We start from the raw sequence: 25,197 nt of genomic DNA on the forward strand, positions 1-25,197 counted from the left end.
GGTACGACGATCACTTCATTAGTGGCAACCGCGGACCCAAGTGTTTGGACTGGTGATGTGGTGGTACCAAGCACGTCAGAGCTGAATGTGGCGTTGCTTGTTCGTGACTACCAAGACTTATCAGGAAATACCGGTAGCCAGAACACGGCTTACTCCATGCCGATCACGCCAACTTTAGCTATTACGCCAGTGGGTAATGTGGATGAAGCGCATGCCGCCACGCTACAATTTGAAGGTACGTCGACACGTTTTGATGGTCAGTCCCTGCGTCTTGAAGTGAAAGCCCAAGGCGGCGCGACGGTATTGAAAAGCAGCAGCGCAACGGTACAAGCCGGTGGCATTTGGATCAGTGACGCGATTGATATGAGTCACCAAACCAACGGCACTTATACCGTGATGGTGACGGGGACGAACTCAGCGGGCATTGAAGTAAGTGAAAGCCAGAGTTTTACATTGGCGCAGTCTTTGCCAACGCTGACTAACGTGACGTTTACGCCTGAGCACCAAGCCATCGGCCAAAGCGTGACGGTGACGCTGGAATTCGATAAAGATCTGCAATCCGCCGCAGCAGAGTTAGGTGGTACGACGATCACTTCATTAGTGGCAACCGCGGACCCAAGTGTTTGGACTGGTGATGTGGTGGTACCAAGCACGTCGGAGCTCAATGTGGGGTTGCTTGTTCGTGACTACCAAGACTTATCAGGGAATACCGGTAGTCAGAACACGGCTTACTCCATGCCGATCACACCAACCTTAGCTATTACGCCAGTGGGTAATGTGGATGAAGCGCATGCCGCCACGCTACAATTCGAAGGCACGTCGACACGTTTTGACGGTCAGTCCCTGCGTCTTGAAGTAAAAGCTCAAGGCAGCGTGACGGTACTAAAAAGCGGCAGTGCAACGGTACAAGCCGGTGGCACTTGGACCAGTGACGCGATGGATATGAGTCACCAAACCAATGGCACTTATACTGTGATGGTGACGGGGACGAACTCAGCGGGCATTGAAGTAAGTGAAAGTCAGAGCTTTACACTGGCGCAGTCTCTGCCAACGCTGACTAACGTGACGTTTACGCCTGAGCACCAAGCCATCGGCCAAAGCGTGACGGTAACGCTGGAATTCGATAAAGCATTGCAAGGTGCTGTGGCGGAGTTAGGTGGTACCACGATCACTTCATTAGTGGCAACCGCGGACCCAAGTGTTTGGACTGGTGATGTGGTGGTACCAAGCACGTCGGAGCTCAATGTGGGGTTGGTTGTTCGTGACTACCAAGACTTATCAGGGAATACCGGTAGTCAGGACACGGCTTACTCCATGCCAATTACACCGACAATACACCTAGACGTTATCAACGATGTTACTGGAGTGGAAAGCATGACAGTAAGTGGTAGCAGTGAACGGTTTGAAGATGGTGAGTTCATAGATATTAAAGCAGTCGACGCTGATGGTACAGAAGCCACAGGAATGGCTACCGTGCTTTCAGACTCATGGACAACTGATTTAGATCTTTCAGGACTGAAGGAGGGGGTAGTGACGATTTATGTAAATGGTACCAACAAGCTTTCCGCCTCTGCCGAAGAGGCTCTAGCAACATTTAACTATGATCGTTTCGCAAGTACAGCCTCCTTAGGTGCTGTTTACAACCGATATTTTAGTGATAACAAAACTTTAAAAAATGCGGCATAAATAAAGCGAGCGTTTAGCTCGCTTTATTTCTTTGGGACTTTTTGTGATATTTATCAAAATAATTGCCTTTATTGATAAGTTACTCGAATTAATGAATCGTCTTAATACAAGGCTGAATAACTATAATAACTAGGCCAATGTTGCTTTTAGGTGTGTATGACGTGATTGTGATGGTCGCTCGGCAGGTGCTGTGGTGAATGTGTCGCGTTGAAAATCTTTTTAAATATTATATATTTACGCTCGTTTCTATACTCTGAGTATAGTGTTCTGCATGAGGTTGATGGGTAATACCTCGCCTCTTTAACTCGCGATGAAGCAAATTTAATCCTAGCAAGCTTCAGAGCAGTTACTTTTGTGAGTGCGTAATGCGCTCACCTTTTTATTTAAACTTCCTCAGTAACAGTCAATTTGTTGTTTGTTGCTGAGGAGGGCACCTCATAAACTTCTGAATTTCCTCGTGCTTACCTGAAGCGCACGTGACTACAATTTTTGTTAACTTCAGTCCATAAATTAAATTTTTTTAGATAGTAAGATTTTACCATTTTGACTGAGTGGGTGATGTTACTGGCTTTTACTGTGGTCAAATCGCATGTTTTGATAGCAAAAATCACCATTTTTTTAGTGTTTTTGATTTCGGGCGATTTTTCTATCTCGTTGAAAATAAATGGCTAAGTAAGTAGGATACGCAGACCAAATCGTACTTGTAAGCCTTATCAGCTTAATTGTCACCGCAGCCATATTTACGATGTTGGTTGTGGAGAATTCAAATGCATTTAGTTTGCAAATTTATACTTAGCTCGAAGCTATCCTCCAACGAGCTATCTTATGTTCTTACACCGGACGAGTGTATAGGACAGCTTTCGCGTTTGCGAAATTCAGATGACATCCTTAGAAACCTCCCTAAAGAATTGGCGCAAAAGATTTCCATCTCTGCCAAAAAAACGACCAGCGCATTGCTAGCTGCGATAAGAATCGAATTGGGAAAAGGCAATTGGGTGTCATTATCTACCGTTGCACGTCGGTCGCCATTGACGGACTCTCAGCTGCAAAGCTTCCCTAGACTTAAATCACTCGTTGACTCTGTATCTGCTTCGAATGAAAGCAAAGCTTTTAAAGCAGGATACAAGCAGGTTATCGACGATGTTGCTTTAGTTCGTAGTTACACGCATGTACCTTCTGAGCCAAGCCCAGATCAAAAAATCGTTGTTGAGTTTGCAGGGCAGTGGTCTAGTAATGCAGCATGTTTGATGTTGGGAAAAACCGAAGCTCAAAAAGAAAAAGTGACTGTAGGCAAGGCTGATACAGAAAACAAACACCGCAGCCTCGCGACGTTTAAAGATCTCGAAGCTGAGGGCAAAACGCTCTATATCAAAATCCCTTGTTCCGACCAACCTCAGCCAATCTTGCTTAAACTCGCCGAAGACCTGCAACCCGTTGATAAAGAAACTCAGATGGATGAGTGGGACAACGTGTTGGTGCCGGTAGTTCCAGTTCATAAGAGTGATTCAGGGTATGTATCTATTGATCGCGGTTATATTTATGTCGTTTGGCAATCAGAAGTTTGGCGAGAAATCCAAGTTCAAAACGACGGACGCTTTTCTGATGTCGATCTATCGCTCTACCAAAGCACTAAGTCCTCGCCTCAAAGATCGGTCGATATCAGCTTATATGATGAAGACTCCGAAGCATTTCTGTCAGGGGAAGCGTTTCAACTGTACCAAGACGGTAAAAAAGTCTATGAGGGCGTGTTGGACGAATACGCTTGCGCCCGTGTTTTTGGTCTTACGGGAGAAGAAGTTGAGGTAGTGGTTGCTGATTGGCCTAATGAAGGCGAAACATACAGAGAATTATTTCAAACCGAGTTGAGTCCATTTAAGGCTGGAAGTAAAACTAAGAGAGAGCCGCTTGGTGTTCCTTTGCCTCATATTTGGCTTCCATACAAAATCAACGGCAGCGTACAGAGTGATGTTGCTCTTTATTATTCTCGGGCTCAACTCAATACTCAGCAACTCAACGAGTTAAAGAGCGGGAATAACGAGAAAGCGGTTAAAGTAGACCTCAGTGATTATTCTTCTGCTCATAACTTTGATGCGAGCTCCGAACCTGTGATTTCGCTGCCGAATCTAGATACTCAAGTGTTAAGCAAATCAGATTACAATGTCGTCAGTCAAAAAGAGCAGGGTGTTGCTGCCGCTGTTGTTAACTCCCCAAGTGAAGGCATCGTAATTACTTATAAGAGTAACCCCCAATGCGATCAACCAGATGATTATTTCCAACTGGCGTGTGTTGATGAAACATGGAGCCAAAAGATTTTTTTGCGCGAGGCTGAGTTTGTGGATCAGTATTGTAAAGAAGTCGTGTTTAGTGGTTGGTTACCAGAAGTTAAAAGGGTCAATCTAACCCGTCATTGCCGATCTCATAACTCAGATAAAACGGTCTTAATGTCAGTAATTTTTCAAGACATTGAACTCACGGAACTATTATAAAATGAAACGAACAACGTTAAGTATCATGCTTCTGTCGACAGCTATGTTATTAACAGGCTGTGGTGACGAAAGTAATCAAACTTCGAATACTGCAACAACACAATCCGTAGAAAAAGAACCCACTCAAAAGGCTTGTTACAATGTTGGTGAAACAACGTCATTAGAACGCAAAGATGTGACAGGACCACGCTGCCAATGGCAAAGTGAGCACAACTTTATTGTTTACTCTGAAGATCTGTCCAAGCCTGAATACCCAGGTACACTTCCCGTAAAACCAGGCTATGCTGTTCGCAGAGCAAAAGAGTGGCCTCGTGAAGATTTATCTGATGCAAGTTCCTATGACAAACCTCGAATTCAGTTTTGGTGGAATAATGTTGGCTCTCGAGACCCTCTCGTAAACGATTACGAAAATGGCTATAAAATCTGGAGCATGAAAATTGATGGGACAGATTTACGCTTAGTCACGGATGATATGCCAAGCACCGCGTCACCACAGAATTTTACGATGAGTCGTTCACCTAACAATCGTTATGTGGCTTATGCATACAGTTATGGAGAGCCTCTGATAAAAGCCATTTTTGACTTAAAAACGCAACAGACCATTAAGCTAGGGAGCGCGCGGACTAAGCCATATTTGGTCTGGGCGGACGACTCTAGTTACATCTACTTCTCAGATGGTTTTAAGCGTTTTAAATACACACTCGCGACAGGAACCAAAGAAGAGGTAGATGTACCGTTGTCTGAAGATACGGTCATTGTAGATGGCAAGTTAATCAATGCCGCGGGCTTGGGGGTGGGAGTTTATGACGCCAAGACTCTCGAACGGTTATACACGATTTTACCTGAAAAAGAGTTTGAAGACTCCATCGATATTGAGAAGCGCATCTACCGCCAAACTGCCATCAGCCCTAATGGTAAGTACGTATGGGCGGTGAACTCATACCGTAAAGTTTTGATCAATGTTGAGGAAAAAACGTGGCTTGCGTTCTCTGACGAAGGAGAGGAAAAGAAAGTTTACGATAAGGTGGTTAACATTAGTAATGATGGCCGAGAAACCCAGACTGGAGCAGCAGTAATAACCATAAAACGCTATGGATCTGATTATCGCTATGAGTTGACCGGAAAAGGTCGACAGTCATGGAAGGTGATTCATTCTGGAAGAGTAGCTAAAACCCCAGTTCTTTATAATGCCGATGCTAACGGTGGGCGTTTTCTGGAGGTAGAAAACGATGAGTAATGACCTTAAGTATTTACCAACAGATGTCTATTTGTTTGGTGTCGATTTTCCTAATGTTGGGGATGCACAGAACCCTCAATATAAAGAACTCAATATCGAAAAAGACCTGACCTCATTGGAAGAGTTGAAAAAAATTCGCCCTATGTCACGGCTTCCCATTGCCAAAAACTTAGGAGAGGAAAGCGCAGCCCTTTGGGCGACAGACGACTTAGGTCGTTTACATGTACTGGGCGATTCTATTCAGAAAAACCAAAAAACCAGCATCAATCAGGTTTTGGCACTGCGCTCGCCAGTACATGAACTAACACAGAAGACGTACAAGCTGTCTTTTCCTGAATGGTCAATGCTTACAGAGTTGGCGATTGGTGCACAGAGTGATGCTCGGCCAATGAAAAAGACGTGTGCAGACCTTGTCTCTATCTTAGAAAAGCTAAAGGGGTATGACGGTGATCAAGCACTGAACTCGCTAGAAAAAAAAGTGGAATACGCTGTTACAGAAGTAAAGCGCTCACAACTCGCGCCTAAATATGAAGCAGGCACTCAAGCACTAACGGATGAGCAAGCTACATATAACAAATGGTATGACTCTGTTCCTGAAGATAAGCCCATTCGTGGCTTTATTGTACCCACGTTCTCATTTCTCGCCGTAGCATTTTCTACACAAGAGTATGCTGATGCAATTGTTAAAGTTACTCGTTTTGATGAGGAGACCGGACAGCACCTAAACCTGCAGGGCAAAAATACCATAACGCAAGCACAACTTGAGCAAAACAGCGGTTCGCATCGCCCAATTGCGTTGTTTCCGTTGGCGTCGGACGTTTTTATTGATGGTATGTACACCATTGAGGTGACTTTTGACATTGAACTCATTGATGAGATCCCTGAGTTTGCATTAAATGCCACTAATGTAACTAAAGAATATGATGAGGTTGGACTTATCTCCAAAGTTAGCTACGAGCTACGAGAATACATCACGCTTAGCCAAACGACACCTTTTGGTAAGATCGCGGTTGTTGCGGGCGACATGATCTCACTTGAAGAGTCTTTGATATACCAATTTCCTACGCAGTTTAAAGCTCTACAAGCCTTCCGAATGGGAGAGCTTGAAAACCTAGAGAATAGCGGAACGACTGCCAGTATGAGTGCTGCGCTGTGGGAGATTGGTACAAAAGTTACGCCAAGTTTGGTTAATGCTGGCATTAATATTCATCAAAATCCCTCAAGTAAACACGACGTGATTGGAAGTTTAGCAAACACGTTTTGGGGGCAAGTAGACAAGGGCGCTTTACCCCCAGCCATGATTTCTGCATTGGAGTTTTCATTTGGGGTATCGGCGACTGCAGCAGCTTACCAAACTCTTCAAGATTTACGCCAAGCAGCATCGGAATCCGAGCGTGCAGCTCAAGTGGGCTTAAAAGCGCTCCTCAAAGAGAAAGGATTTGATAAAAGTAAGTTCTTTACCAAGGTGATTGAACCTGCGAGAAATGGCAATGCCCACGTTGTGGCGGGTAGTGCTGCTAGAACGTGGTTGACAGGTAACGGCAGTGTCAAAAGCTTTTTGTCGCCCTTTGCTGGGGCCGGGCTCAATGCAATTAACACCTTCTATGAGATAAAAGAGATCACTGACAAAAGCGAGCAATTACGCTTAGCAGAAGAGAAAGCTAAACTCAGGAAAAGTTATTTTGAGCAGGTATCACGCGATTATCTGAACTGGGTACCAGTCTGGAAAGAAAGTCTGAAGAGCGGGGAATTACTACTTAAGCAAATCATAGATAAGTTAGGCGACAATGTAACGTTTACTGACAGCATTCCGAATGACGTTGCTGAAGACAGTGCAATGTTTGTTAAAGACCATAAAGGTGCCGGTTTACGCTTGGTTTTTCCTTTTGATAACAATCAGGTTCAAGCCCCTCACTTGTCATATTTGGCTGCTGTCGATAAAGAATTATCTAAGATTCCAAATGCCGTTGTTGAAATCGAAGGGCATGCCTGTCAAAACGGTGATTCAGAATATAACCAAAACCTTTCGCAACAGCGAGCGCAGCATGTTGCTGAGTTCTTTTCTTCAGTCAGTGACATTCGATTTTTTGGCGAACGTCGACCGATAGTCGAGGTACCAAACAACGAAATCAAACGCGAAAACGCTCAACTTAATATTAACCGACGTGTTGAGGTTCGAATATACCTACAAGAGTTTGCGGCGAGAATTCCACCGAGTCGACTCGGCTTTAAGGCTATGGAGCAAGCGCGTTTAGCTCAGTTAAATGCGAACTTGGGAGAAGAAGCAATTGCAAAAGAGCTCAAGCTAGCTATCTTCGAGATGATCGTTGGTATGGCTTGCTATGTTCCGATAATAGGACAGGCAGCAAGAGGCTTTTTCGTTGTTAAAGAAGGCGGGAAAATGCTGATGAGTGGCGCCCAGTTGCTAGACTCTGCGCTCTTCGATTATTACTTGTCTTCCTACAACGAAGTTAGAAAAAGCATATCTGCGATTGAACAACTTAGTCATGAAACCACAGAGATTATTGATTCATTGGCTGAAATTAATACTCAATTGACCGAGATGTATTTTACGTCTTCAGAGGCGTTAGTCGAGCACCTAGGAAAAGCAACGGGTGCAAAGGAGTTGATTAAGCGCTATCAACGCCGTGCACTTGCTATTAATGGTTTGGTACTTTTGATTCAAAGAGCTTGTGCTGAGGGCGAACAAGAGTTCACAAAGCAGTGGCAAGTATTAGCCATCGATGAATACATTCAGCGATATATCGAAACCGACGGCTGGATATTAAACACAGAGTTAAAAGAAAACTTGTGCAACTTGTGGATCCAAGAACTCATGCGTCGTGAGGGACGCAAGCAATTAGTTGAAAGTTACGGTGAAGAAATAGCTGAACAAATCATTACTCGTAACAAAGCCAACTATATTGCTCCAAAAAGGAAAGACGTTTCTGGGGCGTTTAATGTCGCGTTTCCAGTGCAAGACAAGCTCTATAATCGCGATCAACAACGAGGCTTAGTGGAGTTTGCGACACAGTTTAATGTTGAGTCTAAAAAATTATCAGAAGAGGACCTAGGGTTCGTTAGGTTATTAGTCTCTGAGCCTCATGACAACTCTAAATGGGTCACCTTTGATGAGTGGGAGAAGGTACGATTAAAAGCAAATAAAAAGGTGCGATTATCGCCTTTCCACCGTTTGAAGTGGCAAATGGTGTTAGGCAAACAAAGTCTGAAACAGATGACGTCAAATGTGTTTCAGTGTGAGATGTCTTATCAGCGCACTGACGGTTTACTTAATACCAGTGGACCTAAGTTTAATTTGATGTTCAAGCCGATGAAACACGAGGAATTTAGTGTAGATCCCAAAGGTGAGTTGGCCGAATTTTTTGAGGCGGAAAAAGCAGACGGCAAAGTCCTTATTGGTTGTGAGTTTGAACCGTATTTTTACTTTGGCGATGATGTCTTCTCTGGAGTGAAGCCTTTGATCGCTAAGCACGATTTAGTCGATTATAGCGGATACTTATCTAAAGTTGCTCTCGGTCCGATTTTTGGGCAGGTGATAAAAATTGACTCCCAACAAGATGTACTCAAAGAATATGTAAACAGCGGTGGCTTCAAAAATATGACCTATGAGTTCACTCTATCTGGAAGCAACTATAAGCTACCAGTACGAGTGGACAAGACAGTCGGACGATTTATTACGTCACCTAGACAGATTCCTGTAGGAGTCGATACAAACCATAACTATACACTCTCTGCTAAATCGGGCTTTATTGCGAACGGAAATAGTGTGTCAGAGAAAGATTTGTTAACGCTAGATTTTGTCTTACATAGTAAAGTTCATAAAGGCCCGACAAAGCCTGTTATCGATGACATTAAGCACAGTGCGATTGCGGTCAACTACGGAAATAAACGACAGTTTATGAACGAAGACAGTATGTTCACTACTGCTGATGAGCTCAAAGGTTTTGATTGGACTTCGAATAAGTCATTCGCTATGGAAGTTATGCTTATTGGTGGCAAGCACAGAAAAGAGTCGTATGAGGGACAAAACCTCGAATGGCAAGTTGTTCCAGTTTCACTAAAGCTATCTACTACTTTTGATAATGAAGCCGTATTCGGATCTGAAACTACCGCTGGTCCTGAGTATCTAAGTAACCTTACTTATATTGGGATACTAAAGAAAGACGGTTCTAAATGGACGCTAGATGACAGCGATGTGATTAACAAAAATATAGACGCAGATTTTGTCTCTGAGGCTCTATCCAACATAGACATGGATGAAGATTTCGATGGTAAGGTGGTCTACGCGTCTCGTTTCGAGTTCGCATTTAAAGCGCTGAACGGGCAAGAAATCAAGGGGCTTCGACCATTTGGACCCGTTGTCTCGACATCTGGTCGATTCCAAGAAGCAGTTCTAAAGGTGTCCTCTCTAGTACAACGTAATACAGCGGAAAAAACGCCGTTTAAACTTGAAAGCTTTGAGATGTCGTTGGGCAGGCAGTACAAAAATGTAGATGAGTTATCTTATTTTTCTGATTGTGAAGACCCAAGCTATAAAGTTGATAAAGATATGTACATCAACTGGGCAAAACTGAAACCTGAAGAGCGTACAGAACGTTTGTTAACTTGGATTAGAGACCCATACTTAGCAACTATCATTGAAGCGTCGATTCTCAATAAATAAAAAAACCGCCTTCGGGCGGTTTTTCTTTTCTTATGACTTCATACTGAATTTAGAATTTTCTTTTTAAGCCCCATCAACCCGCTGCAGAAATGTCGTATTTCTTCATCTTGTGGTTGAGTGTGCTCATTGGCAGCGCCAATTGCTCAGCGGCCTTCTTGGTGTGCCAATTACAGGCATTTAAGCAATCGATGATCACTGTACGCTCGTATTGGCTAACGACGTCTTTAAGGCTCTTTGAAGCGTCTTCTAAATCCGCTTGTGTTTGCTGCTCGTAAGCAGGTTGGTCTGGGGTAGGTGAGGCTGCTTTCATGTCGATACTTGGTACATCTTCTGGGATTTGTTCGCCAAACTCAATGTGAGTAATGGTTTCAAAGTCGGACAGTAGCACCGAGCGCTCAATGATGTTCTTAAGCTCACGCACGTTCCCTGGGTATTGGTAGGCAAGGAGCTGTTTACGTACGTTGGCACTTAACCCTGGCGCTTGCGGCAAACCTAGCGTGTTGGTGGTGTGTTGCACGAAATGTTCGGCAAGGGGAATAATGTCCGACTTACGGGCTCTCAGGGGCGGCAATGTAATCGGGAAGACATTCAAGCGATAGAACAAGTCGGCACGGAATCCGCCATCTTTGATTTGCTGCATCAGATTACAGTGGGTTGCGGCGATAACGCGAACATCCACTTCAATCTCTTTGCTGGTACCGATAGGGCGAACTTTGCGTTCTTGCAGTACACGCAGTAACTTTGCCTGCAGTAGCATTGGCATATCGCCAATTTCATCTAGGAAAAGCGTGCCGCCGTTGGCTGCTTCAAACAAACCGACTTTGTCTTTGTCTGCGCCCGTAAATGAACCTTTCTTATGGCCAAAGAGTTCTGACTCTAATAACTGCTCTGGGATTGCGGCACAGTTCTGTACGATCAAAGGTTGTTCTGAACGATTAGAGTTTTCGTGAATGTATTTCGCGATCACCTCTTTACCAGCGCCCGTTTCACCACGCAACAGAACGTCGACAGGAAGAGATAGCACCTTATCAAGACGATTCAAGACATTGAGCATTTCTTCGCTCTCTGCAATAGGACCTTGATAGGCTTTCTGAGTACGTTTTTTGAGCTGAGTATTCTCGCGCACTAGGGCTTGATTGTCTGCATTGAGATTTTTAATCACTTGCCCGTATTGCTCTAACCAAACGGCTTGGCGAATATTACTCGCTGCCATTCGACAAAACTCCGTCAAGGCTGCCTCGTTGTCGATGACGTTCAAATCGAGTAAGACTAACAGCCCAATGGTTTTGCTTTCGCTATCAATCAAAGGCCAAGCCAGTAAGTTCTCGCTTTTTAATCCCAGTGTCTGTTCTGTTTGATAGATGCTTTCGCAGTCATAGCCGTTGTACTTATACAACTCGTTAATCAACACCACTTCACCATTACGAATGGCAAAGTTGAATGGATCGTTCTCACTGGCTGAGTCTAACTGTAATGCTTCCCAAGGGTGGGAAACGATAGTTTTATCGTTATGGTGAGCGGTACTTGGAATCAACGCCTGCCCAGTCTGGTCCAAAACGTAAATGATGCCGTGCTTTGCGAGGGTCATTTGTCTCGCAGCGGTCAACACGGCATCCAAGGTTTGGGTAAGCTGGCTGCGATCAGCCAAAGACTGACTGATCGCAAGTAGGGCGTTACTAAGTTCGCTATGGTTAGCTGAACGCATAGGTTAGTGTTCCTTGCTCATCGACAGACACTTCGATTTGCGTATGTGAATCATCCTTGTCATGCACTAATAGCTGAGTCGATAGTTGCGGCAGCAACTGACGGTTGATGACTGCGTCGATGTTACGCGCGCCCGTTTCAGCAAGGCGACAGTTACCTAGTACGAACTCAACCAAGCTTTCTTCGTAGCTCAGAGACAACTTGTGATGGCTCTGTAGACGCTGAGAAACTTTGTTCAGCTTGTGGTGAATAATTTCTGTCATTGCTTCATCAGACAGCGGAACAAATGGTAGTACTGACATACGTGCCAACAGCGCCGGCTTGAAGTGTTGGTTCAAAGTAGGGCGAATAGCTTCTGCGATGATGTTTGCATCGATGTCTTTGGATTGATGAACCAAAGATTCGATCTCATGCGTCGCAAGGTTACTGGTCATGATGATCAGCGTGTTCTTGAAGTCGATTGTGCGGCCTTCGCCGTCGTTCAGCGTGCCTTTGTCGAACACTTGGTAGAACAGGTTCAACACTTCAGGGTCGGCTTTTTCCACTTCATCAAGAAGAACAACAGAATATGGACGTTGACGAACCGCTTCTGTCAGCATGCCGCCTTCACCGTAACCTACGTAACCCGGAGGAGAACCGATTAGGCGAGATACCGTGTGCTTCTCTTGGAACTCAGACATGTTAATGGTCGTCATAAAGCGCTCACCACCAAACATTTGATCAGCGATCGCACGAGCCGTTTCGGTTTTACCCACGCCACTTGGGCCAACCAGCAGGAATACGCCTGTTGGTGCGTCTGGGTTACCTAGACCAGCTTTCGCAGTTTGAATGCCTTCAGACAGTGCATCGATAGCGTATTCTTGGCCTTTGATGCTTTGTGTTAGGCTTTCTTTCAGTTTTAGCGTGGTTTCTGCTTCGTCTTGAAGCATCTTACCCATTGGAATACCAGTCCAGTCCGAGATCACATGGCTGACTTCATCTGGGCCCACTTCAAAGTGAACCAGTGGGTTGCCATTGCGGATTACATCTAGCTGTTCTTGGCAGGCCGAAATGGCAATGCGAACGGCTTCTTCATCCATTTCTGCATATGGAGAAACGTCTTGCTCTTGTTCTGAATCTTCGTCTGCAACAAGCTCTTCTTCATTTGTTTCGCCAAAGACCAGTTCATGTAAGCGAGAGCGTAGAGCAATCATCTCTTGGATCTGCTCTTTTTCTTTGTGCCATTGCGCTTCTTGTTCTGCTAGCTCTTCTTTCGTTGTTTCCATTGCCAGTTTTAGGTCTGGAATGTTAGCAAGGCTGTGCTTGTCGCCAGTTTGCTGCAGAGCATCACGCTCAAGTGCTTCAAGCTCGCGCTGTTGAGCTGCAAGTTCTTGCTGCAGAGTCTCAACAGAAGCAGGAATGGCATTAAGGCTGATGTTCACTCGTGCACACGCCGTATCTAGTACATCGATCGCTTTGTCTGGCAGTTGACGGCCAGAGATGTAACGAGCAGAAAGTGCTGCCGCAGCAGTGATAGCATCGTCACGCACGTAAACGTTATGTGACTTCTCGTATGCTGGGCGCAGACCACGAATGATCAATGCTGCTTGCTCAGGAGACGGTTCGTCGAGTTTCACCAATTGGAAACGACGCGCAAGAGCAGGATCTTTCTCGAAGTACTTCTTGTATTCCGACCATGTTGTCGCAGCGATGGTTTTCACTTCACCACGCGCTAGGGCTGGTTTTAGCAAGTTTGCCGCGTCGCTGCCGCCCGCTTGGTTACCACCGCCAACAAGGGTGTGTGCTTCATCGATGAAAAGAATGATAGGGGTTGGCGAGTTTTTCACTTCATCCAATACTGCGTTTAGGCGTTTTTCGAATTCGCCTTTTACGCTTGCACCAGCTTGCAGAAGACCCATGTCCAGGCCGTAAAGCTCAACACCTTTGAGGTTGTCTGGTACGTCACCTTGTACAATCTTAAGTGCCAAGCCTTCTACTACTGCGGTTTTACCAACGCCCGGTTCACCAACAGCAATAGGGTTGTTTTTACGGCGACGAGCAAGAATGTCCACGATTTGGCGGATTTCTTGGTCGCGGCAGAAAACAGGGTCGATTTCGCCTTTGCGTGCTTTACCAGTGAAGTCGGTTGTGAACTTGCTCAGTGCTGAACCATCTTCACGAGCTTGTGTTTTTTCTGAAGTAGCAACTTGCGCCTCAATAGAGTGGCTTGTTAGCTCTGCAAAGTTACGCTTAAGGCTGTCAGGGTTTACCGCTTCAAGGATAGAGGCGTAACCATGTTGGCCGTAACGGAGAGGGTTGCTAACAAGAGTAAGGAGCAGGGCACCAGAGCGGATTTGTGTTTCGGATAGATCTAAAGAAGAAACCAGCCAACTTTCTTGCAACCATTCGATTAATAAAGCAGAAAAAACAGGTTTGCTGCCATTTCCTTTGGCGTTGGTGTCGAGTGTGGATCGAACCGATTGTCTTAATAAGTTCTCAGAACAATCAAAATGACTCAATAAGACGTCAAAATCACTATTTGGCCTTTCTAATAGACTCAGTAAATAATGCTCAATTTGAACTTCGTTTGCTTTTTCAGAGACTGCAAGTGCAGCGGCGTCTTCTAATGCTACTTTTGCAATCGGGTGTAGACGCTGAATTAATGAAGAAAGGTTTATATTTATCATAGCCATTTTATTCTTTAGAGGAAAAGAGGTAGCGGCTATTATACTAAAAGTAATTGCGTTCTTTTTTTATCAAGATATTTTGACTATCGTTTGTTGGTTATTTTTAATGATTATTGTGACATTAATGTTTGTGGTTATTTTAATGGCGTTGTTATTATAAATTAATTGATAGTAAAAGTGTCGGATTTATTAGTTTTAATGACTTTATTTACACGGTTTTATATGGTTATTTTCACTTTTTAAAGTTAGAACAATTTATTATTATCTTAATCCAACTTTTTGGTTTTTTATCCAATAAATTGTACTCAATATATTAGTGAATAATGTCTTGATTTGTATAAGTTATTGTTTTTATTGTATTTTTAAAGTTGGCACGGACTTTGATTATACCAAGTAGTCGCGGTGATAAGCGATTTGGTGATTTAAACAAAACAGATTTTAGAAAAGGAAATAGCGATGCCAACTCCAGCATATATGTCTATCCAAGGTGAGACTCAAGGCCATATTACTAAAGATACTTACTCTGCTGATTCAGTAGGTAACACATGGCAAGAAGCTCATGTTGATGAGTTCCTAGTACAAGAACTTGATCACGTGCTAACTGTTCCACGTGATCCACAAAGTGGTCAGCCAACTGGTCAACGTGTACACCGTCCACTTGTTGTAACTAAAGTTCAAGATCGCTCATCTCCACTACTATTCAACGCACTAGTATCTGGCGAAAAACTTCCTGAGTGTGTGATCCGCTTCTACCGCACTTCAGTTCAAGGTAAACAAGAGCACTACTACTCAATCAAATTGATTGATGCGCTACTTGTCGATATCCAAACTCGTATGAACCACTGTCAAGACGCAGCAACAGCTGACCGCGTGACAGAAGAAGTGCTTAAGTTCACTTACCGTGCGATCGAAGTAACTCACGAAAACTGTGGTACTGCGGGTAACGACGACTGGCGTGCTCCACGCGAAGCTTAATTGCTCGTCGCGTAAAGATTCAGGGCCAACGATTGTTGGCCCTAATTCGATTATTTGTATCAGGTAAAAGATATGGTGAATGACGTAGAATTTAAATTTGAAGTGCCTGGATGTGGGCATGAATTTCGGGTTGAGAGCTTTCATGTTCATGAAGAGTTATCTAAGCCTTTCCACATCAATCTCTCATTACTTTCACTTGATCCAGATATCTCGTTCGATGAGTTAATACGTAAAGCAGGAACATTGACACTTTACGGACAAGGTGTTGGGGCTGCGCGTGTGTTCAACGGAGTGGTGAATGAAGTTCGTTACTTAGGGACTGGGCGTCGTTTTTCTCGTTATCAATTAGTCTTGGTTCCTCAAGCTTGGTTCTTATCTCAGCGCCAAGATTGTCGTATTTTCCAGCAAAAGTCAGCGCAAGACATCATCACAGAAGTACTCGATGATGGGGCAGTCACCGATTACCGATTTGAAGTGTCGGGTACTTATCCTCCAAAAGAATACGTTCTGCAATACCGTGAGTCTGACTTGCACTTCGTGCAGCGTATGATGGCTGAACACGGTATGTGGTATTACTTTGACCATAGCGATTCAAATCATACGATGGTCATTGTCGACAGTAATGACGCGATTGCACCTTTGATAAGCTCGCCACTAAATGCTTCTTACATTGGGCCGATTGTTTATCATGCCGATGGTGGCGGTGTTGCCGATCGCGAACATATCTCTGATCTCGAGTTAGTTAACCGCGTTAGAACGGGACAGGTTACGTACACAGATTACAACTACGAACACCCTAAAATTCCACAAGAGATGACACAGGCTGGCGAGCTAGACCAAGATCTCAAGCAGTTTGATTATCCTGGACGATACGTCGACCCGCTGATGGGGCAGGTGAGAACCACGGAGTGGATGTCGGAACACATAGTCGATAATCAACAAGTGGAAGCAACGAGTGACGTAATGCGCTTAGCATCTGGTTACAGCTTTAACGTCAGTGACCACCCGCGTTCTGAGATTAACCGCGATTACCTCATGTTGTCTGTAATGCACACAGGTCAAGATCCGCAAGTGCATGAAGATGAAGCGAGTGGTATGCCAACCACTTACTACAACCAGTTCTCATGTATTCCACGTGATGTGGTGTTTAAAGCGCCTAAACTAGCAGCACCAGTGGTTGATGGCCCTCAAACGGCGGTTGTTGTAGGACCAGAAGGTGAAGAGATTTACACCGACAAGCTTGGTCGAGTGAAAGTACAGTTCCATTGGGATCGCTACGGTGATAACAACGAGCATTCAAGCTGTTGGATTCGTGTAAGCCAATCCATGGCGGCGCCAACATGGGGCGCAGTTTATTTGCCGCGTATTGGCCACGAAGTCGTAGTAACTTTCCTTGAGGGGGATCCAGATCGTCCGTTAGTTACGGGCGCAGTTTACAACGGTTTGCATTTCCCACCTTACTCTTTGCCAGAAAACAAAACTCGTACCACGTTCCGCACGCAAACGCACAAAGGAACAGGTTACAACGAGTTGAGTTTTGAAGACGAAGCGAACCAAGAAGAAGTCTATATTCACGCTCAAAAAGACATGTCGACCAAGGTGCTCAACAACCGTTACCGTGATATCGGTCAAGATGAATTCTTGAAGGTTGCACGTCACCAAACGAATGAAGTTCATGGTGACCATAAAGAAACCATTCATGGGCATAAAACGACACAGGTAAACAGTACGTTTACCGAGACAGTCGAGCAAGACGTTACCGTCACATACAACGCGAACGAAGCCCAGTATGTGAAAAACAATTCTGACTTAGAAATTGGTGATAACCGTACGACTAAGATCGGTAAAAATGATGACTTAGATATAGGCGAAAACAGTAACCTTACTATCGGTGCGTCTAAGAGTTCAGATATTGGTGCGGATGATAACCAGACGGTTGGTGGCAACTTAACGGTATCAGTGAAAGGGAACACCGCTTATAAAGCTGATGGTGCAACGCAAATTATCAGTGGCGACAAGATTGTATTGAAAACGGGTGGCTCCTCTTTAGTGATGAACAGTGATGGTTCAATAAAGTTATCAGGCTCGGCTATTACGATCGAAGGCAGTGACAAAGTCGTCGTGAAAGGTGGCAACGTAGTGGTTAACTAACAATGGAAAAACAACCTCTTACAACAGAAGTAATATCAGAGCAGCAAGCCGAATCAACGGCTTGCTTTTCGCGTTTTGGAAGAATAGTGGCTATCAATGAGTCTATGGGCAGTGTGCGAGTTGATTTTGATGGTAACCCATTTAAGCAGCCACTCACTGCGAGACTAGGACGTGGCTTTCGTCGTTCTGAACTGCAAATGGCTATCGATAATCGATTAAGTTGTCGAGTTGAGTTTTTGAACGACGACTTAAGCTTGCCTCTTGTGACGGACATTTTCTTCTCCATTCTGGATGACTCTGACGAGTTTGTATTGCGAGCGAAGAAGATGGTTATCGAGACAGAACAAGAGTTGGTAGTCAAAAGTGGTGAGACAGAAACTCGCTATAGCGGGCGCGATGGACGAATTACCACTAAAGCGAAGTACGTCACTTCTCAAGCAGAAAAAGCACAAAAAATTCAAGGCGGAACGATCGCAATTAACTAATTACCTAGCATTAGCTAATTTACGTCGAGTTAGCTAATTACTTTGTATTAACTAATTGCAATCGCGTTATGGCACGCTAATAACGGATAACTAGATGCGACAAAGAATCGGTGTCGAGCACCTAAAGGCACCCATAACCAATCAAGAAGTCGAAGGCGCGTTAGCAAAAGCTGATCGCGCTGTGAATGACCTTTCCCAGTTGCCAGTAACATGGCTGGATTTCTGTAATGAAAAGCTGTCCATTGCTTCTGAAAGTATCGGTTTTTTAATCAGGCAGCGAGTTCAAATTCACAAAAGGGGTTATCCAAGTCGTGAGTTGGCGTATCTCAAGCTGATCGAACGCCAAATTGAAGAACTGAAGCAGGTGTACTTGTCGTTTTATCGGCTAGCACCGGGGTTGATTCATCAGTTAAGAGGCCAGGAGCCAGAAATCTACAGCTGGCTGATGCTACAGGGCGAGTTGGGCTCAGAGTTGGATAACCTTTTGTGCGGATTGAGTTTACTCGAAGATATTGACGCTAAAACCGCAATGGTCATTGCCGTACAATCTCCGGTTGAATCTATGGATAGCACGCTTTCGGAGCTTATTGAGGGTAATGCGACATCCAGTGCGTTTTACTTTGAATGCTTACGTGTACGTCAAACATTAAGTGTTTCTCTCATCAAGCGCTGGCACAAAGCCAGCATCATTAGCTCTCATGTTGCTTTGCCACTGCTCGCTTTACAAGACGTGAAAGAGGGGATTGATTGGCTCAATGACAATGCAGGCAGCGAACAATATCTATTTGAACGTTTGATTACCAAACGTGACAGAGGCACTTGGTTCCGTCAGTGCTTTGGCATTGAACCAAATGGATTACCATCAGCGCAAGTGCTCACTTATGCCAAGTTACTTGAGTTAAAAGAGTTTGAGGCGTTTGATATCTCTTCTTCATTAGCACCTGTTGATTTTGCGCTGGGTGGTAATTGGAAACTGGTGCCCCAAATCATCGAGCACTTGGAAAGTCTGGAGGAAGCTGAAGGTGAAATTTGGCTTCAAGCCTTGTATGTCGTCTACGGAAAGCTTCTTCCTCTGACTCCGCAAGATGTTGGTGTCGAGTATGAATGGGAAGAGATCGTCGATCTGCTCAATGAGTGGGTGGAAGATGAAAAATACATCCAAAATCTACCAAGCCGCTTGGGTTACGCATTGAGCTTCGAGTCTACGTTAGCTGCGATGCAAGATTCTAACGTTGATGTGCTGTTCCGCGACTGGCTATGGCGCCAAATCTGCATTCAATCCAGAGCCTACGTGCCTTGGGATATGGCGATGCCGATACATCAGCAAGACTGGAACTTCAACAATTTAAAGGCCGCACCTTCTGCGAGCGAACGATTCAACTTAAGGAATAGCAATGCAGTTATGGGATATTGAAGCGCACCCTGAGCTATCACTTAAAGGTCGTTTTCAACGTGACGAAAACGGCGATGAAGTGTGGGTTGTGGTCGCTAAACGTACTTGGCAATTCGATGGTGTGGTTTGGCACGAATTAGGTGAAAGTGAAATCTTCGATGATCCCCAATATTTGGGCGAAGAAGGCTTCTCTGCGATGAAAGTTGACCACGAGTTCGCGTATACCAAAGACAACACAGATGTACTTGTTTACGGCAAAGCGCGCAGCTACGCGAAAAAGCCAGTGACATACCAAGAGTGTCGTGTGCTGATTGATGGTCATATCGATAAGACTCTCGCTATTCACGGGGAGCGCGTATGGGTTGAGCATGCTGGCAGTATCTCGCTGAGCAATCCAGTTCCATTTATTGAAAAAGACATTGATTACACTTGCGCGGTAGGCGGTGATTTACGTAACCGAATAGGTGGTGGGGTTGCCGACTCCAACAAAGAATTGCTTGAACAGAAAGTACCCTCGGTTTTTTATCCCCGAGAGGACTGGAGTGCCGCCGCGAAAAAACTACGCGTTGCGGGGTTCGGGCCAGTGCCTCCGTTCTTTGAGTCGCGCCAGAAGCTGGCCGGCACGTTCGATGACGATTGGATTGAGAATCGCAAGCCAATGTTGCCAATCGATTTTGATAAGCGGTTCTTCCAAAGCGCGCCTATTGATCAACAGTGCAAAGGCTTTCTTCGTGGGGGGGAGCGTTTGATGATGAGTGGTTTTTGTCATGATGACACGCTTTCATTTCGAATTCCTAAAGAAAAATACCGTGCGATCGCGACGTTCAAAGATCAAAGCTATCAAGCTGATATGGCGATGTACACCTTATTCGTTGATGCGGAAAAGAAAACTATATCAATCAGTTACACCGCTGTGTTTCCTTGTCAGGGCAAGGAGCATTTGTTGGTGTCGACATCCATCACTAAGTTGGAAGAGGTAAGCGAGCATGCATAATTCAACAGGCCGTTACGTGCTAGGGATGGAAGTGATGACGCCAACCGGTATGAATTTAGATATTGCTAGTGCAGTTTCGTATGCTGATTTAGGAAGATTCGACCAATGTGTAGGGGATGATGGTATCGAGCGTTTTACTTACGCCAAAATCGAATACACCAAAGAAAGTGAGCAGTTTGAAAAAACGTGTGAGTTAATCACCCACTTGCTTGATTCATTATTAGCACAGTTACCACGTTCATTGAGACCAATACCTTTGCTTATAGCGGTGCCTGTGTCTGTTTCTCTAGTAAAGGTGCAAGAATGGCTTGGTGAAAGTAACTATGCTGAATTTCTCTCTGTGGTGAATGCTGTTCATGCCAGTGGGCCTAGTTTCGTTCTCCAGGCCATGAAATCATTGGATAAATATGATGCTATGATGTGTATCAGTGTCGATTCCTTGGTGAGTTCGATGCAAACACTCATCGACGATGCGATGGTAATGAGTACCAATAATCCATGGGGCGTTATTCCGAGCGAGGGTGGGGCGGGTTTAATTCTTTGTCGAAAAAACACCGTAGAAACATTGAAACTTAAGCCTCAAGCGCAGCTTGGCTACATTGATACGGAATTAAACACTTCAGACCGAAGAGGCATGTTTCGACTTGTTCAACGTGCGAGTAAAAAGCTCGATTCATTTGGTGAAGTGTATTCCGATATGACGAACCTGCGCATGCATTCGGAAGATTACGGCTTTGCTCTGGGGGCGAAAGCAGAACGATTCACGAACCCAGAACAACCGCAGCTTATCAATGAGTTGTGGGGCACGATGGGCAGTTGTTCTTCTCTCGCTTTAATTGCCTTTGCGGTCAGAGAGCACCACTTTAAGCAACCAACTACGTTGTTAATGTTCGACTTTCATGGTGACAAAGGAGTTCTCCAATTACTGCAATGTTAGTGGGCACTCATCGATCAAATAGCAATGAAAATATATTCATATTATTAGGTTGAAGTTTGTAACACGAAAAAGCGTATAACTCATGCAGTGAAAGCGTAAGTAAAAAGGTCTAATAAGTTAGTAATAATAACTAAAATAATAGGCTTACTGTTTGTTTTAAATACCAACCTTGATACAAGTACGTTCAAGAAAATATTATTCAACTCTAATAATATTTATTCTATGAAAGAGTACTAAGTGTCTAATAATCAGAGTACAGCCAAAGGATATATCGATCAGTTGGTTGTTAAAGCTATTGAGAAAAAGAAACTGAATGAGCAAAGGCTAGCAGAAAAAAATAAGCCGAAGCTTGAGTACGTGCTTTTTTCACAGTTTGATGTATTAGACAAGCTTCCTTCTAAAAATGGTAAGACAACGGTTTACCATCTTGCAAAAAAAGGGCAGCCAGAGAAGCAAATCTGTTGCAAAGTTATCAATGATGACTCGCCAGAATTTGCGAGCAAAATGTTGATTAACGAAGCGAGCAGGCTGGAGCTTTCTCAACACCCTAGCGTGGCTAACTTTGTAAAAATCGGCAACGAATTCGAACGCCCATATTTGATGTACGAGTGGATCCAAGGTGAATCACTGGCAGAAAAAATGGAGCGTCATTCTTCTAAAGGCTTCCGCCACGACCACATCGCTTGGTTGGTGTATCAACTCGCTGGCGCTCTAGAGTTTATGCATACAAGAGGTATCTGCCATCTTGATATTAAACCATCTAACGTATTAGTGAGTGAAGGCGATTACGTTAAGCTCATTGATTTCGGCGCTGCTCGTTACATTGGAGAGACAGAACCTTACGCAGAAGCAAGCTTGAGCTACGCTTCCCCTCTTTATATAGAAACTGGCATCGCGGAACCGCAAGATGATGTTTACTCTCTCGCTTTGCTCGCTGGACACCTATTTTTAGGATCAATATTTGGTGATGCTTGGAATAAGCAGTTAAAAGATCGAAAGCGTCCGGCTTTGATCCCGGCTCATATTTGGAAATTGCTGAAAGAAGTCATCAACAAACCAAGAGGGCATGGCTATACCGCTATTTCTTTTGCTCAACAGTTAGCGCGAATCGATACGCAATCAATTAGCTCAAATTCTAACGCACCAATTTTCAGTAGCTTGCGTAACGCGGACTTGCTGCTTACACACTGTAAGCCAAATGATAAAACGGCGTATGGTCGCTTTAAAATATTAGAGGCGAGCTTAGTGTTGAGTGTGCTGGCAACAGCAGGAAGTTATTTGTATCAACAGAATAAAGATCAATTGGATGCCATTTTTTCCCGAGGTGTCACTACTGTAACTCACGTTATTACGCCTTCTGAAACGGCTTCTTTTTTGGCTCAGCCTCCATGGAAAATCAAAGAAGAATTGTCTCAAGCTACTCAGAGTATTGATATGACAGTAGCTTATCGAACAGCATATCAAGCTCAGCAGTTAAGCCTCTCGAATTTATATGAAGAAAAACAGGCTCAGTTAACGTCGTATCAATCGTTAGCGGATGGCTTACCAATGGCATTAGTCGAATTACGTAAGGAGCTTGTCACCTTGCGAGAAACCCTTGTTCGTGACGGTGCCCTGTTTCCATATGCGGATGAGGCGTTGACTAAAGTGATGTCTGGATTAAATGTCGCGTCTATCGATTCCATGAAAGTATCTGCCATAGCTGGCAGTCGAGATAAGCAGATTGCTCGCTTAATTTTAGATGGTGAAGCTAAGCTCGCAGAAAATGAAATGAAAGAGGCATGGTTGTTAAACCAGTCACAAGCCTATTTCTACAACCAAATCTTACCAAAGGCTGTGATGGAAAATATTAATGACTCCATCGATAAACATGCAGAGGCGCACTTTTACACCAAAGCAATTGAAGAAGCTGAATTAGCCAAAGCCTACTTCGGTAATACGCCAGAACTAGACAAAAAAATAAAGGATTTAATCGTCGCAAGAAGCGAATTTATTTTGTTTAGCACCGTGATGGAGCAATCCGTTTACGACAAACAAAAGCTACATGAATCCCTTGCCGATTTAGAACGGAATGCACCAAGTAAATTTACAGAAATCACGAAAATTCTAGATAGCATGGCGTCGGATGCGATAGAGCAGAGCCATCGATTATCTAAGCCAGCAAATGGCGCAATTGCGGTAGCGCGTGCGTTGAGAGATTACTTGACTGAAGGAGACGTGAATTTTGTCCAACATTGATATCGACCGTCTGCTTAATCCTATTTCTGATGAATCTCCAGTGGGAAACGATGCCCGTTACGAGTTTTGCTATGAAATGATGGAGTCCGAAGTGAAGAAATTCGGTTCCTTGTTTGGCGAAACAGTAGATTGGAGCGTGGTAAAAACGCACGCGACCGAAGTTCTAGAGCACCACAGCAAAGACTTAAAAGCCATTTGTTACCTCGTTCGCGCGCTAACAGAAGAGTTTGGTCTGCAAGGCTTTGAACAAGGTCTAAAGCTGCTTAGTGAGGCGTTAAGTCGCTTTGGCGTTGAATTGTATCCTTCCCGAAAGCGGGGTCGAGATGGCGCGGTCGAATGGTTGAACCATCAGTTTAAACTGGTCAGCAGCAAGTTAGCGGAAAGCGCTCAGTCATGGGATTTGGTATCAAACTGCATTTCGACTATTGAAGAAGTGCAGCGTCAATACGACGAGGTTTATCAAGACTCAGAAGCGGATTTCTTTGAGATTCGCACTCAACTCAATGTTTTATCTCAACAAGCGGCGGCTGATGAGCAGAGCGATGATGCAGTCGTTAACGTCGAACAAGCGGCGCCTGCACCAGCTACGCAGCCTGCTGCCGCAGAAACGCCAGCGCAGAGTGAAGTGCAAACCGCACCGGTGAAGGCGGTTCCGCCGGCCCCTAAACCTGCGCCAGTTAAGAAAGCGGTAGCAAAAGAAGTCGATGTCGATACGGACTTCTCTTCGCCGACGGCTTCTAAGCGCACCTTGAAGAAGGTTGCGGAAGTCATGCTTCATGCGAACCCAAGTGATCCGCTGGCTTACCGGATTTATCGTCATCTGACTTGGGATGACATTGATGGTCTACCCGACCACCAAAATAATCAAACGCCTTTGAGCTTGGCAGTGTCGTCCGATCAACAAGCAGAATACCGAGATAAAGCTGACCAAGAAAGCGACATCGACACCATTAAGCGTTTGGAGCGCACATTAACGGATGCGCCATTTTGGTTGACGGGCCATTACTTCGTGTATTCGATGCTTAATAACTTGGGCTTTGATGATGCAGCGCTTGCTGTGAAACAAGAAGTGACGCGTTTTGTTGAATCGCTAGAGGGCATCGAGCACCTCTCATTTAAGAATTCTATACCATTTGCAGATGAAGCGACCTTGAGCTGGTTATCGACTCAAGATACTACTTCTTCGACTTCTCAACCCGTTGTTCAAACGGTTGTGATTTCGCAGGAAGACTCGCTGCCAATGGAGGATATCACTCTAGAAAATCTAGGGGAATGTGCCGCAGAGCTTGCCCGCAAACTTGAGCTGGATAGCTCGGGACGTGGGCAGTTCATGCTGTATTTACAATTGATAGCAGCTTACCAGTCTGTTGGATTATACCCGTTGTGTTTGCCGTATCTTGAGAAGGGGTGGGAAGTACAAAAAGCGTTTAATCTCGCGAGCTGGGAACCCCACTTATCGTCACAGTTAGAAGACCTAATTCGAAAAACACTCCATCGGTTATTTGGAAGCAAGGATCTTTTACCTGAGAAGTATGAAGAGTGGAAAGCAATTTACGACTAA

14 protein-coding genes are annotated in these 25,197 nt (G+C 44.5%); 12 read left to right on the plus strand and 2 right to left on the minus strand.

Translation table 11 applies throughout. The features are described from left to right. The 4 genes from R7P69_RS06170 to R7P69_RS06185 all read left to right on the plus strand — a co-directional run. The coding region (locus R7P69_RS06170; RefSeq protein ID WP_318121504.1) for a tandem large repeat at nucleotides 1-1,686 on the plus strand (1,686 nt) is incomplete at its 5' end. Nucleotides 1,687-2,453: 767 nt separating this feature from the next. Beyond that, entirely contained in the window at nucleotides 2,454-4,172 is a 1,719-nt protein-coding gene (locus R7P69_RS06175) for a hypothetical protein (RefSeq protein WP_238952727.1), read from the plus strand. A gap of 1 nt (nucleotide 4,173) precedes the next feature. Continuing rightward, nucleotides 4,174-5,409: a TolB family protein gene (locus tag R7P69_RS06180; RefSeq protein WP_042522645.1), complete on the plus strand. Its 1,236-nt coding sequence runs from the start codon at nucleotides 4,174-4,176 to the stop codon at nucleotides 5,407-5,409. Continuing rightward, on the plus strand, nucleotides 5,402-10,093 hold the full coding sequence (locus tag R7P69_RS06185) for an OmpA family protein (protein WP_318121513.1): 4,692 nt from the start codon (nucleotides 5,402-5,404) through the stop codon (nucleotides 10,091-10,093). Before R7P69_RS06180 ends, R7P69_RS06185 begins: the two co-directional genes overlap by 8 nt. A 73-nt stretch (nucleotides 10,094-10,166) precedes the next feature. Here the strand turns inward: R7P69_RS06185 and R7P69_RS06190 are convergent, their stop codons facing one another. Together R7P69_RS06190 and tssH are read right to left on the minus strand one after the other, a co-directional pair. Beyond that, a complete protein-coding gene (locus R7P69_RS06190) occupies nucleotides 10,167-11,798 on the minus strand; it encodes a sigma-54-dependent Fis family transcriptional regulator (RefSeq protein ID WP_238952725.1) in 1,632 nt (543 codons plus the stop codon). Continuing rightward, complete coding sequence (gene tssH, locus R7P69_RS06195; RefSeq protein WP_158159506.1) at nucleotides 11,785-14,463, minus strand: type VI secretion system ATPase TssH; 2,679 nt, start codon at nucleotides 14,461-14,463, stop codon at nucleotides 11,785-11,787. Before tssH ends, R7P69_RS06190 begins: the two co-directional genes overlap by 14 nt. 456 nt (nucleotides 14,464-14,919) lie before the next feature. On the opposite strand from tssH, the gene R7P69_RS06200 reads away from it, so the two are divergent. From R7P69_RS06200 to tssA, 8 genes are all read left to right on the plus strand, one after another. Then, the gene (locus R7P69_RS06200) at nucleotides 14,920-15,438 is read left to right on the plus strand and encodes an Hcp family type VI secretion system effector (protein WP_005373415.1); all 519 of its coding nucleotides are present in this window, start codon (nucleotides 14,920-14,922) and stop codon (nucleotides 15,436-15,438) included. Between the two features lie 72 nt (nucleotides 15,439-15,510). Next, nucleotides 15,511-17,589: a type VI secretion system tip protein VgrG gene (tssI, locus tag R7P69_RS06205; protein WP_005373412.1), complete on the plus strand. Its 2,079-nt coding sequence runs from the start codon at nucleotides 15,511-15,513 to the stop codon at nucleotides 17,587-17,589. A 2-nt stretch (nucleotides 17,590-17,591) separates the two neighbouring features. Further along, nucleotides 17,592-18,074, plus strand: a complete 483-nt coding sequence (locus tag R7P69_RS06210; protein WP_130546348.1) for a hypothetical protein — start codon at nucleotides 17,592-17,594, stop codon at nucleotides 18,072-18,074. A gap of 94 nt (nucleotides 18,075-18,168) precedes the next feature. After that, nucleotides 18,169-19,488, plus strand: coding sequence for a hypothetical protein (locus R7P69_RS06215; RefSeq protein ID WP_238952724.1), 1,320 nt, complete (start codon nucleotides 18,169-18,171; stop codon nucleotides 19,486-19,488). Continuing rightward, nucleotides 19,469-20,461: a DUF2169 domain-containing protein gene (locus R7P69_RS06220; protein ID WP_238952723.1), complete on the plus strand. Its 993-nt coding sequence runs from the start codon at nucleotides 19,469-19,471 to the stop codon at nucleotides 20,459-20,461. The genes R7P69_RS06215 and R7P69_RS06220 overlap by 20 nt, the downstream gene beginning before the upstream one ends. Further along, nucleotides 20,454-21,398 carry a hypothetical protein gene (locus tag R7P69_RS06225; protein WP_017633759.1) on the plus strand — a complete coding sequence of 315 codons (945 nt, stop codon included), beginning with the start codon at nucleotides 20,454-20,456 and terminating at the stop codon, nucleotides 21,396-21,398. Before R7P69_RS06220 ends, R7P69_RS06225 begins: the two co-directional genes overlap by 8 nt. Nucleotides 21,399-21,635: 237 nt before the next feature. Further along, the gene (locus tag R7P69_RS06230) at nucleotides 21,636-23,636 is read left to right on the plus strand and encodes a serine/threonine protein kinase (protein WP_017633758.1); all 2,001 of its coding nucleotides are present in this window, start codon (nucleotides 21,636-21,638) and stop codon (nucleotides 23,634-23,636) included. Continuing rightward, nucleotides 23,623-25,197 carry a type VI secretion system protein TssA gene (tssA, locus tag R7P69_RS06235; protein ID WP_149192103.1) on the plus strand — a complete coding sequence of 525 codons (1,575 nt, stop codon included), beginning with the start codon at nucleotides 23,623-23,625 and terminating at the stop codon, nucleotides 25,195-25,197. Before R7P69_RS06230 ends, tssA begins: the two co-directional genes overlap by 14 nt.

The sequence above is a fragment of the Vibrio sp. 661 genome (assembly GCF_033339315.1).
Lineage (GTDB): Bacteria > Pseudomonadota > Gammaproteobacteria > Enterobacterales > Vibrionaceae > Vibrio > Vibrio alginolyticus.